This window comes from Streptomyces sp. NBC_01551 (assembly GCF_026339935.1).
Classification (GTDB): Bacteria; Actinomycetota; Actinomycetes; order Streptomycetales; family Streptomycetaceae; genus Streptomyces.
Genome location: NZ_JAPEPX010000001.1, coordinates 4590716 through 4604470 on the forward strand (window position 1 = coordinate 4590716; position 13755 = coordinate 4604470).

General features: G+C 68.4%; 13 protein-coding genes. 12 read left to right on the top strand and 1 reads right to left on the bottom strand.

Annotation, left to right across the window (positions count from 1 at the left end; all coding sequences use genetic code 11):
- Nucleotides 1-130 precede the first annotated feature (130 nt).
- From glyA to OG982_RS21015, 12 genes are all read left to right on the top strand, one after another.
- Nucleotides 131-1375: a serine hydroxymethyltransferase gene (glyA, locus tag OG982_RS20960; protein ID WP_266784503.1), complete on the top strand. Its 1245-nt coding sequence runs from the start codon at nt 131-133 to the stop codon at nt 1373-1375.
- A 116-nt stretch (nt 1376-1491) separates the two neighbouring features.
- A complete protein-coding gene (locus tag OG982_RS20965; RefSeq protein WP_266784501.1) occupies nt 1492-2826 on the top strand; it encodes an MraY family glycosyltransferase in 1335 nt (444 codons plus the stop codon).
- Between the two features lie 434 nt (nt 2827-3260).
- On the top strand, nt 3261-3698 hold the full coding sequence (locus OG982_RS20970; protein WP_266784499.1) for a hypothetical protein: 438 nt from the start codon (nt 3261-3263) through the stop codon (nt 3696-3698).
- A gap of 243 nt (nt 3699-3941) precedes the next feature.
- A complete protein-coding gene (atpB, locus tag OG982_RS20975; protein ID WP_266791814.1) occupies nt 3942-4751 on the top strand; it encodes a F0F1 ATP synthase subunit A in 810 nt (269 codons plus the stop codon).
- 80 nt (nt 4752-4831) lie between these two features.
- Nucleotides 4832-5056, top strand: coding sequence for an ATP synthase F0 subunit C (gene atpE, locus OG982_RS20980; protein ID WP_030545783.1), 225 nt, complete (start codon nt 4832-4834; stop codon nt 5054-5056).
- Between the two features lie 42 nt (nt 5057-5098).
- On the top strand, nt 5099-5641 hold the full coding sequence (locus OG982_RS20985; protein WP_266784494.1) for a F0F1 ATP synthase subunit B: 543 nt from the start codon (nt 5099-5101) through the stop codon (nt 5639-5641).
- Nucleotides 5638-6453 (top strand): F0F1 ATP synthase subunit delta, encoded by an 816-nt coding sequence (locus OG982_RS20990; RefSeq protein ID WP_266784492.1) that lies wholly within the window; start codon nt 5638-5640, stop codon nt 6451-6453. The genes OG982_RS20985 and OG982_RS20990 overlap by 4 nt, the downstream gene beginning before the upstream one ends.
- 129 nt (nt 6454-6582) lie before the next feature.
- Complete coding sequence (gene atpA / locus OG982_RS20995; RefSeq protein ID WP_266784490.1) at nt 6583-8178, top strand: F0F1 ATP synthase subunit alpha; 1596 nt, start codon at nt 6583-6585, stop codon at nt 8176-8178.
- A gap of 20 nt (nt 8179-8198) precedes the next feature.
- Nucleotides 8199-9116: a F0F1 ATP synthase subunit gamma gene (locus tag OG982_RS21000; protein ID WP_266784488.1), complete on the top strand. Its 918-nt coding sequence runs from the start codon at nt 8199-8201 to the stop codon at nt 9114-9116.
- Nucleotides 9116-10558, top strand: a complete 1443-nt coding sequence (atpD, locus tag OG982_RS21005; protein WP_266784486.1) for a F0F1 ATP synthase subunit beta — start codon at nt 9116-9118, stop codon at nt 10556-10558. The genes OG982_RS21000 and atpD overlap by 1 nt, the downstream gene beginning before the upstream one ends.
- Before the next feature lie 164 nt (nt 10559-10722).
- Nucleotides 10723-11097 carry a F0F1 ATP synthase subunit epsilon gene (locus OG982_RS21010; protein WP_008738187.1) on the top strand — a complete coding sequence of 125 codons (375 nt, stop codon included), beginning with the start codon at nt 10723-10725 and terminating at the stop codon, nt 11095-11097.
- Nucleotides 11098-11225: 128 nt separating this feature from the next.
- Nucleotides 11226-11672: a DUF2550 domain-containing protein gene (locus OG982_RS21015; protein ID WP_266784484.1), complete on the top strand. Its 447-nt coding sequence runs from the start codon at nt 11226-11228 to the stop codon at nt 11670-11672.
- A gap of 105 nt (nt 11673-11777) precedes the next feature.
- Here the strand turns inward: OG982_RS21015 and OG982_RS21020 are convergent, their stop codons facing one another.
- A complete protein-coding gene (locus OG982_RS21020; RefSeq protein ID WP_266784482.1) occupies nt 11778-13670 on the bottom strand; it encodes a glycoside hydrolase family 18 chitinase in 1893 nt (630 codons plus the stop codon).
- Between the last annotated feature and the right edge of the window lie 85 nt (nt 13671-13755).

The following is a 13755-nucleotide window of genomic DNA, read 5'->3' on the forward strand; positions in this document are numbered from 1 at the left end:
CGGGAGCGCCGTGCGAGGCCGTTCTGCGGTGCCTTGCGCCGTACAGGGGCCGACCGGGCCCGGCCGAGGGGCGTGAGAGGCACCCGGGGAATAGGGTGGCGATACCGGTTCACCCCTCGGGAGTCGCGCCATGAGCGTCATCACCCAGCCGACGGACCTGCTGCGACAGCAGGACCCGCAGATGGCCGACGTGCTCGCGGGGGAGGCTCGCAGGCAGGCGGACACGCTCCAGCTGATCGCCGCCGAGAACTTCACCTCGCCCGCCGTGCTCGCGGCCCTCGGCTCCGCGCTCGCCAACAAGTACGCCGAGGGCTACCCCGGCGCCCGCCACCACGGCGGCTGCGAGTACGCGGACCTGGCCGAACGGACCGCCGTCGAGCGCGCCAGGGCGCTGTTCGGCGTCGAGCACGCCAATGTGCAGCCCCACTCCGGATCATCCGCCGTGCTGGCCGCCTACGCCGCGTTGCTGCGCCCCGGGGACACCGTCCTCGCGATGGGCCTCCCCTACGGCGGGCACCTCACCCACGGGTCGCCCGCCAATTTCTCCGGGCGCTGGTTCGACTTCGTCGGGTACGGGGTCGACGCCGAGACGGGCCTGATCGACTACGAGCAGGTGCAGGACCTCGCCCGCGCGCACCGCCCCAAGGCGATCGTCTGTGGCTCGATCTGCTACCCCCGCCACCCCGAGTACTCCGTGTTCCGCGAGATCGCCGACGAGGTCGGCGCGTACCTGATCGCCGACGCCGCGCACCCGATCGGGCTCGTCGCGGGCGGCGCGGCCCCCAGCCCCGTCCCGTACGCCGACATCGTCTGCGCGACCACGCACAAGGTGCTGCGCGGCCCGCGCGGCGGGATGATCCTGTGCGGCGCCGAGTTCGCGGAGCGCATCGACCGGGCGGTGTTCCCCTTCACCCAGGGCGGCGCCCAGATGCACACCATCGCCGCCAAGGCCGTCGCCTTCGGCGAGGCCGCCGGGCCGGCGTTCACCACGTACGCCCACCGGGTCGTCGCGAACGCGCGGGTGCTGGCCGACGAGCTGGAGGCACACGGCTTCCTGCTCACGACCGGCGGCACCGACACCCACCTGATCAGCGCCGACCCGGCCCCGCTGGGCCTGGACGGGCCGACCGCGCGCGGCCGGCTGGCCGCCGCCGGGATCGTCCTCGACACCTGCGCCCTGCCGTACGGGGACCAGCGCGGCATCCGTCTCGGGACGGCGGCGGTGACCACCCAGGGGATGGGGGAGCGGGAGATGGTCCGGATCGCCGAGCTGTTCACCGCGGCCCTGGCCGGGGGCGACGGCGGCGACGCGGCGGCCGGGACCCGGGCGGATGTCGGCGAGCTCACGGTGGAATTTCCCCCGTACGGGGTTTAAAGAGGGCAAGCAGGACGTAGTGCAACCGCGCTACCGGCCCCTCGCGTCCTCGGAGCGGGGGACATCGCAGCTAATGTGTGGGGCTGAGATGGCCGGCGATACATCTGGGGCAGCCCGTGCGTGAATATCTGCTGACGCTTTGCGTCACGGTCGCGGTGACCTACCTGCTCACCGGGCCCGTGCGGAAGTTCGCGATCGCCGTCGGGGCGATGCCCGCGATCCGGGCCCGTGACGTGCACCGCGAGCCGACACCGCGGCTCGGCGGCATCGCCATGTTCGGCGGCCTGTGCGCCGGCCTGCTGGTCGCCGACCACCTGCAGAACCTCAACGGCGTCTTCGAGCTCTCGAACGAACCGCGGGCGCTGCTCTCCGGGGCGGCGCTGATCTGGCTGGTGGGCGTCCTCGACGACAAGTTCGAGATCGACGCCCTGATCAAGCTCGGCGCACAGATGATCTCCGCCGGTGTGATGGTCATGCAGGGTCTGACGATCCTGTGGATCCCGGTCCCCTTCATCGGCACGGTCGCGCTGACCCAGTGGCAGGGCAACCTGCTCACCGTGGCCCTCGTGGTGATCACCATCAACGCGGTGAACTTCGTGGACGGCCTCGACGGCCTGGCCGCCGGCATGGTCTGCATCGCCTCCTGCGCGTTCTTCCTCTACGCGTACCGGATCTGGTTCGGCTACGGGATCGAGGCGGCCGCCCCGGCGACCCTCTTCGCGGCGATCCTGATGGGCATGTGCCTCGGCTTCCTGCCGCACAACATGCACCCCGCCCGCATCTTCATGGGCGACTCCGGCTCGATGCTCATCGGACTGGTGCTGGCCGCCGGCGCGATCTCCATGACCGGCCAGGTGGACCCGGACGCGATGGCCCTGTTCGCGGGTGGTGAGCGCAACGCGACGCACGCGATGCTGCCGGTCTTCATGCCGCTGCTGCTGCCGCTGACGATCATCGCCATCCCGATGGCGGACCTGATCCTGGCCGTCGTCCGGCGCACCTGGAACGGCCAGTCCCCGTTCGCCGCCGACCGCGGGCACCTGCACCACCGCCTGCTGGAGCTCGGCCACTCGCACAGCCGCGCGGTGCTGATCATGTACTTCTGGTCGGGCCTGATCGCCTACGGCGCGGTGGCCTACTCAGTGCACTCCACCTCGATGTGGATCGTGCTCGGCATCGCCGCCCTGAGCGCCGTCGGCCTGATCCTGCTGCTCCTGCCGCGCTTCACCCCGCGCGTCCCGCGCTGGGCGCAGGGCGTCGTCCCGCCGCGCTACCGGTACTCGGCCCGGCGGGCGGAGGCCGCCGCCGAGGCGGCCGCACGCGAGGCCACGGGCACCGAGCCGACCCCGGCCCGCCCGGTGGTGGCGGGCGTCTCCGGCGTCAACGGAGCGACCGCCGTGGGCCCCCGCTCGCGCTTCCCCGACCGGCGGAAGGCCGAATCCACCCGCTGACGAGCGGCGGTGGACGACAGGTGGCGGAACCGAGAATTTCAGGGGCCGATCAGATCGGCCGATGACCCGGCGTGGGCCCCGGCGAGAGCCGGGGCCCACGGTCGTGTGCGGTCAAGTCCGCGCGTCAACCGTCCCCGATCGAGCGCGCTTACCCTGGTGCGCATTTAGGACGCGAAGTCCCAATACCAGACAAGACGGCTCGCTGTCGCGCACACACGGGCGCGTTCACTCTCATGTGTGACAGTCAGCACACGGACCAGGTAAAGCTCTCATCAAATAGTTTGTGATACCGTTCACTAAACCCGGCGACAGAGCCGAAGGACCGTAGTGCGACGGTCCCTTGGCCCGAGGCGATCTCTCGGACCGGGCTTACGCTCGTCCCGTACGAGTCCCGTACGAGTCCGTGCCCCCACCACCACGCGGAGCAACCCGCCATGCGGTCAGATGACGTCCGATCCCTCCTGCACATCGCCGTACCCACAGCTGTAGCCGGCGCACTCGCGACGGTCATCAGCGCGTTGGTCGTCGGCGGCAAGGGAGCGATCGGTGCCGTCGTCGCGACGCTGCTGGTGATCGTGCTCATGGGGGCCGGCCTGATCGGTATGCAACGCACGGCGAAATCGCTCCCGCATCTCTTCCAGGCAATGGGGCTCATGCTCTACGCCGCAGAGATTCTGGCGCTCTTCATCTTCCTCGCCGCGTTCAAGAACACCGATCTGTTCCACCCCAAGGCCTTCGCGATCACGCTCGTCGCCACCACCCTCGTGTGGACCGGCGCACAGACGCGTGCTCACATGAAGGCCAAGATCCTTTACGTCGAACCGGACTCGTCGAAGGGCGACAAGCCCGGGAACTCGGGTCCGAAGTCGTGAAGGGTAGGGCCGGGATAAGTGCGCGTTCGGGATCCTGCTATCGTCCGGTGCCAACTACTGCGGCACTGCGGGCGCGGGCATCTGAGCTGACGCCTGTCCCATCGCGAGGCTCGATGCCTGACTGCCGCCCCACCATCCGTAACACCAGTCCAGTGCCGAACCGCGGCTGCGCGCCGCGCCGACACAACGAGGTTGCCGTACCTATGCGCCACGCTGAAGGAGCCCGCGGTGAGTGCTGCTGACATGACGCTCGCCTTCGATATCAATTGTCATTTCGAAGACGGCACTGGCTGCGGCTTCCCGGGCCCGACCTTGTACTCGTTCCTGTTCAAGCCGATCTTCGGTGACGCGGACAGCAACCTGTACTTCAACAAGACGATGCTGCTGGCCCTGCTGGGCTCCGTCATCATCGTCGGCTTCTTCTGGGCTGCGTTCCGGAAGCCGAAGGTCGTCCCGGGCAAGCTGCAGATGGTCGCCGAGGCGGGCTACGACTTCGTGCGCCGCGGCATCGTCTACGAGACGCTTGGTAAGAAGGAAGGCGAGAAGTACGTCCCCTTCATGGTCGCGACGTTCTTCTTCGTCTGGATCATGAACCTGTGGTCGATCATTCCGCTCGCCCAGTTCCCGGTGACCGCCGTCATCGCGTACCCGGCCGGGCTCGCCGCGATCATCTACGTGATGTGGATGTCGGTGACCTTCAAGCGTCACGGCTTCGTCGGCGGCTTCAAGAACCTGACGGGCTACGACAAGTCCCTCGGCCCGATCCTGCCGATGGTCATGGTCATCGAGTTCTTCTCGAACGTCATCGTCCGGCCCTTCACCCACGCGGTCCGACTGTTCGCGAACATGTTCGCCGGTCACACCCTGCTGCTGCTGTTCACCATCGCCAGCTGGTACCTGCTGAACGGGATCGGCATCGCGTACGCGGGCGTCTCGTTCGTCATGGTCATCGTGATGACCGCGTTCGAGCTCTTCATCCAGGCTGTCCAGGCGTACGTCTTCGTCCTCCTGGCCTGCAGCTTCCTGCAGGGCGCGCTCGCCGAGCACCACTGAGCTCAGCCTGCCCCTGCAACCCCCCCGAATCGTCCGGTGGCCAACCCCCACCGGTCCATGAAAGAGAAGGAAGAACTGGCATGTCCCAGACCCTTGCTGCCGTCGAAGGTTCCCTCAGCTCCGTCGGTTACGGCCTGGCGGCCATCGGCCCCGGCGTCGGCGTCGGCATCATCTTCGGTAACGGCACGCAGGCTCTCGCCCGTCAGCCCGAGGCTGCCGGTCTGATCCGCGCCAACCAGATCCTCGGCTTCGCCTTCTGTGAGGCGCTCGCCCTCATCGGTCTGGTCATGCCGTTCGTCTACTAAGACGAACCCAACGACTAGTCCGAACCGACGAAAGGCACTGATGTGAACCTCCTGGTTCTCGCGGCCGAGGAGCCGGGTAACCCCCTCGTTCCGCCGATCCCCGAGCTCGTCATCGGTCTTCTCGCCTTCGTCATCGTCTTCGGTTTCCTCGCCAAGAAGCTCCTCCCGAACATCAACAAGGTTCTGGAAGAGCGTCGCGAGCAGATCGAGGGCGGTATCACGAAGGCCGAGGATGCTCAGGCCGAGGCTCAGAGCGTCCTGGAGCAGTACAAGGCCCAGCTCGCCGAAGCCCGGCACGACGCCGCGCGCCTGCGCCAGGAAGCGCTGGAGCAGGGCACTGCGCTCAAGGAAGAACTGCGCGCAGAGGGCCAGCGGCAGCGTGAGGAGATCATCGCTGCCGGCCACGCCCAGATCGAGGCCGACCGCAAGGCCGCCTCTCAGGCGCTGCGTCAGGACGTGGGCAAGCTCGCCACCGACCTGGCCGGAAAGCTCGTCGGCGAGTCCCTTGAGGACCACGCCCGGCAGAGCCGCACGATCGACCGCTTCCTCAGCGAACTCGAGGAGAAGGCCGAGGCGGCCCGATGAACGGAGCGAGCCGCGAGGCGCTGGCCTCCGCGCGCGAGCGTCTCGACGCGCTGACGGACAACACGTCCGTCGACGCGGCGAAGCTCGCCGGTGAGCTGGCTGCCGTCACCGCGCTGCTCGACCGTGAGGTCTCGCTGCGTCGGGTCATCACGGACCCGGCGCAGTCCGGCGAGGCCAAGGCCGAGCTGGTCGGTCGACTGCTGGCGGGCCAGGTGGGCGGCGAAGCCCTCGACCTGGTGTCCGGCATGGCCCGGTCCCGCTGGTCGCAGTCCCGTGACCTGGTGGACTCGCTTGAGGAGCTGGCGAACACCGCCGACCTCACGGCGGCCCAGCAGGCCGGCGCGCTCGACGACGTCGAGGACGAGCTGTTCCGGTTCGGCCGGATCGTCGCCTCGAACACCGGGCTGCGCTCCGCGCTGACCGACCGGGCGGCCACCGTCTCCGCCAAGAGCGAGCTGCTGCGCAGCCTGCTCGGCGGCAAGGCGAGCGCCGTCACCGAGCGTCTGGTCACGCGTCTCGTCGCCCACCCGCGTGGACGTAGCCTGGAAGCGGGACTCGAGTCCCTTTCCGTGCTCGCCGCGGAGCGCCGCAACCGCATGGTCGCCACCGTGACCACCGCGGTTCCGCTCAGCGACGTGCAGAAGCAGCGTCTCGGCGCGGTGCTGGCCAAGCTGTACGGCCGCGAGATGCACCTGAACCTCGACGTGGACCCCGAGGTCCTCGGCGGGATCTCGGTGCGAGTCGGCGACGAGGTCATCGACGGCACCATCGCGGACCGCCTCGCAGAGGCGTCCCGCCGCATGGCCGGCTGACCAGCCACCAATAGAACAACGCATTCCTAGCGGCCCGGTTGGGCCGTGCAGAACTTGCAGAAGATTCCTGGGGGTCGCCCCCAGACCCCTAAGAAGCTTCAGGCCCAACAAGGAGAGCAGGGAACCCAGATGGCGGAGCTCACGATCCGGCCGGAGGAGATCCGGGACGCACTGGAGAACTTTGTCCAGTCGTACCAGCCGGACGCGGCCTCGCGCGAGGAGGTCGGAACGGTCAGCGTTGCCGGCGACGGCATCGCGAAGGTGGAGGGCCTGCCCTCCGCCATGGCGAACGAGCTGCTGAAGTTCGAGGACGGCACCCTCGGTCTCGCCCTCAACCTCGAGGAGCGCGAGATCGGTGCGGTCGTCCTCGGCGAGTTCAGCGGTATCGAGGAGGGCCAGCCGGTGCAGCGCACCGGTGAGGTGCTCTCCGTCGGCGTCGGCGAGGGCTACCTCGGCCGCGTTGTCGACCCGCTCGGCAACCCGATCGACGGTCTCGGCGAGATCGCGACCGAGGGCCGCCGCGCCCTCGAGCTGCAGGCCCCGGGCGTCATGGTCCGCAAGTCGGTCCACGAGCCCATGCAGACCGGCTACAAGGCCATCGACGCGATGGTCCCCGTCGGCCGTGGCCAGCGTCAGCTGATCATTGGCGACCGTCAGACCGGCAAGACCGCGCTGGCCGTCGACACGATCATCAACCAGCGCGACAACTGGCGCTCGGGCGACGTGAACAAGCAGGTCCGCTGCATCTACGTCGCCATCGGCCAGAAGGGCTCGACCATCGCGTCCGTTCGCGGCGCCCTGGAAGACGCCGGTGCGCTCGAGTACACGACGATCGTCGCCGCCCCGGCGTCCGACCCGGCCGGCTTCAAGTACCTGGCGCCGTACACCGGTTCCGCCATCGGCCAGCACTGGATGTACGCAGGCAAGCACGTCCTGATCATCTTCGACGACCTGTCGAAGCAGGCCGACGCCTACCGCGCCGTGTCGCTGCTGCTGCGCCGCCCGCCGGGCCGTGAGGCCTACCCGGGTGACGTCTTCTACCTGCACTCCCGTCTGCTGGAGCGCTGCGCGAAGCTGTCCGACGACATGGGTGCCGGTTCGATGACCGGTCTGCCGATCGTCGAGACCAAGGCGAACGACGTGTCGGCGTTCATCCCGACCAACGTCATCTCCATCACCGACGGCCAGTGCTTCCTGGAGTCCGACCTGTTCAACGCGGGCCAGCGCCCGGCGCTGAACGTCGGTATCTCGGTCTCCCGCGTCGGTGGCTCCGCCCAGCACAAGGCCATGAAGCAGGTTTCCGGCCGTCTGCGCCTGGACCTCGCCCAGTACCGTGAGCTGGAGGCGTTCGCCGCCTTCGGTTCCGACCTGGACGCCGCTTCGAAGGCTTCGCTGGAGCGCGGCAAGCGCCTGGTCGAGCTGCTGAAGCAGGGCCAGTACCAGCCGATGCCCGTCGAGGAGCAGGTCGTCTCCGTCTGGGCCGGCACCACCGGCAAGATGGACGACGTCCCTGTCAACGACATCCGTCGCTTCGAGTCGGAGCTGCTGGAGCACCTGCGCCGCGAGCGCAAGGACCTCCTCACCTCCATCGCCGACGGCGGCAAGATGTCGGACGACACGCTGACGTCGATCGCTGACGCCATCGCTTCCTTCAAGCGCCAGTTCGAGACCTCGGACGGCAAGCTCCTGGGCGAGGACGCACCGGCCGTCAACGTCTCCAAGTGACGACGGAAGGGACCTGACTCATGGGAGCGCAGCTCCGGGTCTACAAGCGTCGCATCCGTGCCATCACGGCGACCAAGAAGATCACCAAGGCGATGGAGATGATCGCCGCCTCGCGCATCGTCAAGGCGCAGCGCAAGGTGGCGGCATCGATGCCGTACGCGACCGAGCTCACCCGTGCGGTGACCGCGGTGGCGACCGGCTCGAACACCAAGCACGCCCTTACCACCGAGGTAGAGGCGCCGACCCGTGCCGCGGTCCTGCTCATCACGAGCGACCGCGGTCTGGCCGGCGGCTACTCCTCGAACGCCATCAAGCAGGCGGAGCGGCTCACCGAGCGGCTGCGCGCTGAGGGCAAGGACGTCGACACCTACATCGTCGGCCGCAAGGGTCTGGCTTACTACGGCTTCCGCGAGCGCAAGGTCGCGGATTCGTGGACCGGCTTCACCGACAGCCCGGCCTACGCCGACGCCAAGCGCGTCGCCGGGCCGCTGATCGAGGCCATCCAGACGGAGACGGCCGAGGGTGGCGTCGACGAGCTGCACATCGTCTACACGGAATTCGTGTCGATGATGACGCAGAACCCGGTCGACGGCCGGATGCTGCCGCTCAGCCTTGAGAAGGCTGCGGAGGAGACCGGTACGAAGGGCGAGATCCTTCCGCTGTTCGACTTCGAGCCGTCGGCGGAGGACGTCCTCGACGCCCTGCTGCCGCGCTACGTCGAGAGCCGCATCTACAACGCACTGCTGCAGTCGGCCGCTTCCGAGCACGCCGCCCGCCGCCGTGCGATGAAGTCGGCGACCGACAACGCCGGGGATCTCATCAAGAGCCTCTCCCGGCTTGCCAACGCGGCCCGCCAGGCCGAAATCACCCAGGAAATCAGCGAGATCGTCGGTGGCGCGAGCGCCATGGCTGACGCGACCGCGGGGAGTGACAAGTAATGACGACCACTGTTGAGACGGCCGCCGCCACGGGCCGCGTCGCCCGGGTCATCGGCCCGGTCGTCGACGTGGAGTTCCCCGTCGACGCCATGCCCGAGATCTACAACGCCCTCAAGGTCCAGGTCGCCGACCCGGCCGAGGACGGCAAGCTCAAGACCCTGACCCTCGAGGTCGCGCAGCACCTGGGTGACGGCCTCGTCCGTACCATCTCGATGCAGCCGACCGACGGTCTGGTCCGCCAGGCCCCGGTGACCGACACGGGCGAGGGCATCACCGTCCCCGTCGGTGACTTCACCAAGGGCAAGGTGTTCAACACCCTCGGTGAGGTGCTGAACTACCCGGAGGAGAACGCCAACGTCACCGAGCGCTGGCCGATCCACCGCAAGGCGCCTCGCTTCGACGAGCTCGAGTCGAAGACCGAGATGTTCGAGACCGGCGTCAAGGTCATCGACCTTCTCACCCCGTACGTCAAGGGTGGAAAGATCGGTCTGTTCGGTGGTGCCGGTGTCGGCAAGACCGTTCTGATCCAGGAAATGATCTACCGCGTCGCCAACAACCACGACGGTGTGTCGGTGTTCGCGGGCGTCGGTGAGCGTACCCGTGAGGGCAACGACCTCATCGAGGAAATGGCCGACTCGGGCGTCATCGACAAGACGGCGCTTGTCTTCGGCCAGATGGACGAGCCCCCGGGCACCCGTCTGCGCGTCGCGCTCGCCGGTCTGACCATGGCGGAGTACTTCCGCGATGTGCAGAAGCAGGACGTGCTGTTCTTCATCGACAACATCTTCCGGTACACCCAGGCGGGTTCCGAGGTGTCGACCCTGCTCGGCCGCATGCCCTCCGCGGTGGGTTACCAGCCGAACCTGGCCGACGAGATGGGTCTCCTCCAGGAGCGCATCACCTCGACCCGTGGTCACTCGATCACCTCGATGCAGGCGATCTACGTCCCCGCGGACGACCTGACCGACCCGGCGCCGGCGACCACCTTCGCCCACCTCGACGCGACGACGGTTCTCTCCCGTCCGATCTCCGAGAAGGGCATCTACCCGGCCGTGGACCCGCTGGACTCGACGTCCCGCATCCTCGACCCGCGGTACATCGCGGCGGACCACTACGCCACGGCGATGCGCGTCAAGGGGATCCTCCAGAAGTACAAGGACCTCCAGGACATCATCGCGATCCTCGGTATCGACGAGCTGGGCGAGGAGGACAAGCTCGTTGTCCACCGTGCCCGTCGTGTCGAGCGCTTCCTGTCGCAGAACACGCACGTCGCCAAGCAGTTCACCGGCGTCGACGGTTCGGACGTCCCGCTCGACGAGTCGATCACCGCGTTCAACGCGATCTGCGACGGTGACTACGACCACTTCCCCGAGCAGGCGTTCTTCCTGTGCGGTGGCATCGAGGACCTGAAGGCGAACGCCAAGGAGCTGGGCGTCTCCTGATCCGGCGCGCTCCGCGAGGAGCGCATCCGGTCGCAGGCCGCCAGCGAACGCTGACAGTGTCTGCGTACGGAGAGGGGCGGGTGTGTCCCGTCCCTCTCCCCACGCCCATTAGAATTTGACCCAACACCCGGCCGACCCGCCGGGTGGTGACCCGAGGAGCCACCTTGGCTGCTGAGCTGCACGTCGAGCTGGTCGCGGCGGACCGCAATGTCTGGTCCGGCGAGGCCACCCTTGTTGTCGCCCGCACCACGTCCGGCGACATCGGCGTCATGCCCGGTCACCAGCCGCTTCTCGGTGTGCTGGAATCGGGCCCGGTGACCATCCGCACCAGCGAGGGCAACACTGTCGTCGCCGCGGTGCACGGCGGTTTCATCTCGTTCGCGGACAACAAGCTGTCCCTGCTGGCCGAGATCGCCGAGCTCGCGGACGAGATTGACGTCCAGCGGGCGGAGCGGGCACTGGAGCGCGCGAAGTCGGAGGCCGATGCGGCCGCCGAGCGTCGCGCCGATGTCCGTCTGCGCGCGGTAACGGGGCACTGAGCCCCTTACCGAAGAGTGTGCGTCCTCAGCCGCGGTCCGTTCCGGAATTTTCCGGACCGGGTCGCGGCTGAGGCGATGCAGGTGCTTTTTTGGTATGTAGCTTTCGATGAGCGAGGAGGTCGGTGAAGATGCTCCTCGCTCTGCTTGTGAGCGGCCTGGTCGTAGCCCTGGTGGTGATCGGGCTCTTTGTGTTCGGTCTGCGCCGCAGGCTCATCCAGCGGTCCGGCGGCACCTTCGACTGCAGCCTGCGCTGGGGCGTGTCGGAGAAGCCCGACGTCTCCGGCAAGGGCTGGGTGTACGGGGTGGCCCGCTACAGCGGTGACCGCATCGAGTGGTTCCGCGTGTTCAGCTACGCGCCGCGGCCGCGCCGGCTGCTGGAGCGCTCCTCCATCGAGGTGGTCTCCCGCCGCGCCCCCGAGGGCGAGGAGGAGCTGGCGCTGCTGTCCGACGCCGTCGTGCTCGGCTGTCTCCACCGGGGGACGCGCCTGGAGCTGGCGATGAGCGAGGACGCGCTGACCGGGTTCCTGGCGTGGCTGGAGGCGGCGCCTCCCGGCCAGCGGGTGAACGTGGCCTGAGCGGCCCGACCGGCCTGATCGCCTGAAGACGTGAGGAAGCCGGGGAGACGGGGGGCGGACCCCGTCTCCCCGGCTTCGTCGTTCACCGGGTCCGGTGTGTGGGGGTTACTGGAGACCGGTGTGGATCGCGCCCGCGAGTTCGCCGTTGGCAGTGTCGCCGCTGAACTCCCAGAAGAAGGCGCCCCTCAGGCCCTGCTGCTTCGTCCAGGCCATCTTCCCGGCGACCGTGGCGGGGGTGTCGTAGCTCCACCAGTTGCTGCCGCACTTGGCGTAGGCCGTGCCGGCGATGGTGCCGGTGCTCGGGCAGCTGTTCTTGAGCACCTTGTAGTCCTCGATGCCCTGCTCGTACGTGCCGGGGGCCGGACCGGTGGCCGTGCCGCCGGGGGTCGCCTGGGTGACGCCGGTCCAGCCGCGCCCGTAGAAGCCGATACCGAGGTTGAGCTTCGAGCCGGCGATGCCCTTGCCCTTGAGCTTGGTGATGGCGGCCTCGGAGTTGAAGCCGTCCTGCGGGATGCCGGAGTAGGCGGTGAGCGGGGAGTGCGGGGCGGTCGGGCCCTGCGCCGCCCAGGCGCCGAAGAAGTCGTACGTCATGACGTTGTAGAAGTCGACGTACTGGGCCGCGCCCGCGTAGTCGGCCGCGTCCAGCTTTCCGCCGTTCGAGCCGTCGGCGGAGATGGCGGCGGTGACCAGGTTGCCCGCGCCGAACTTGGCGCGCATGGCCTGCATCATGTTCTTGAGGGAGGCCGCGCCGCTGGTGTCGCAGGACAGGCCGCAGGCGTTCGGGTACTCCCAGTCCAGGTCGATCCCGTCGAACACGTCGGCCCAGCGCGGGTCCTCGACCAGGTCGTAGCAGGACTGGGCGAAGGCGGTGGGGTTCTGCGCGGCCTGGCCGAAGCCGCCGGACCAGGTCCAGCCGCCGAAGGACCACAGGACCTTGATGTTCGGGTACTGCTTCTTCAGCTTGCGCAGCTGGTTGAAGTTGCCGCGTAGCGGCTGGTCCCAGGTGTCGGCGACGCCGTCGACGCTCTGGTCGGCGGTGTAGGCCTTGTCGTAGTCGGCGTAGGAGTCGCCGATGGTGCACTTGCCGTTCTGGACGTTGCCGAAGGCGTAGTTGATGTGGGTGATCTTCCCGGCGGAGCCGGAGGTGACGAGGTTCTTCACGTGGTAGTTGCGCTGGTAGACGCCCCAGTTGGTGAAGTAGCCGAGCTTGACCTTGCCGCCCGGGTCAGGCGGGACGGTGCCGCCGGGGGTGGTGACCGAGAGGGAGCCCGAGGAGGGCCCGGTCTGGTCGACGGTGTCACGGGCGGTGACGGTGTAGGTGTACGCCGTGCCCTTGGTCAGGCCCGAGTCGCCGTAGCTGGTGCCGGTGACCGTCGTGAGCTTGGTGCCGCCCCGGTAGACGTCGTAGTTCTTGACGCCCTTGTCGTCGGTGGCCGCGGACCAGTTCAGGGTCAGCGCGTTCTCGGTGACGTTGCTCGCGGTGGGGGTGCCGGGTGCGGAGGGCGGGTTGTCGCCGGGCTGGCTGCCGCCGTCACAGGAGGCCCCGTTGATCTTGCAGCCGCCGGGGGCGCCGGGGCCGGCGCCGTTGAAGCCGAAGCTGATGCTGGCACCGGGGGACAGGGTGCCGTTCCAGCCGACGTTCTTGCCGGTCCAGTGGGTGCCGGAGCTGGTGACGGTGGCGTCCCAGGCCGAGGTCACAGTGGTGCCGGCCGGGTAGTCCCACTCGACGGTCCAGCTGCTGATCGTGGTGGTGCCGGTGTTCTTCACCGTCCACTTGCCCTCGAAGCCGGAGCCCCAGTCGGAGACCTTCGTGTACGTCGCCGTCGCGGAGGCCGCGGCCTCGGCGGGGCCGGCGAGGGCCACCAGCCCGGCGATCGGCAGGGCGAAGGCGGCCAGGGTCGCGGCCACCCTTCTGAACAGTCGAACGCGTTGCGGGGGTGCTGTGCTCAAGGGTGCTCCTCCGTAGGTCCGTCGCGGTCGTGGGGACGACCGTGACATGGGGGTGGGACCTGCGCCGCCCGTGAGCACGCTTGTCATGGCACGCTCACCACAGTTTCCGGTGAGAGTAGAAAGGTCTGGACCA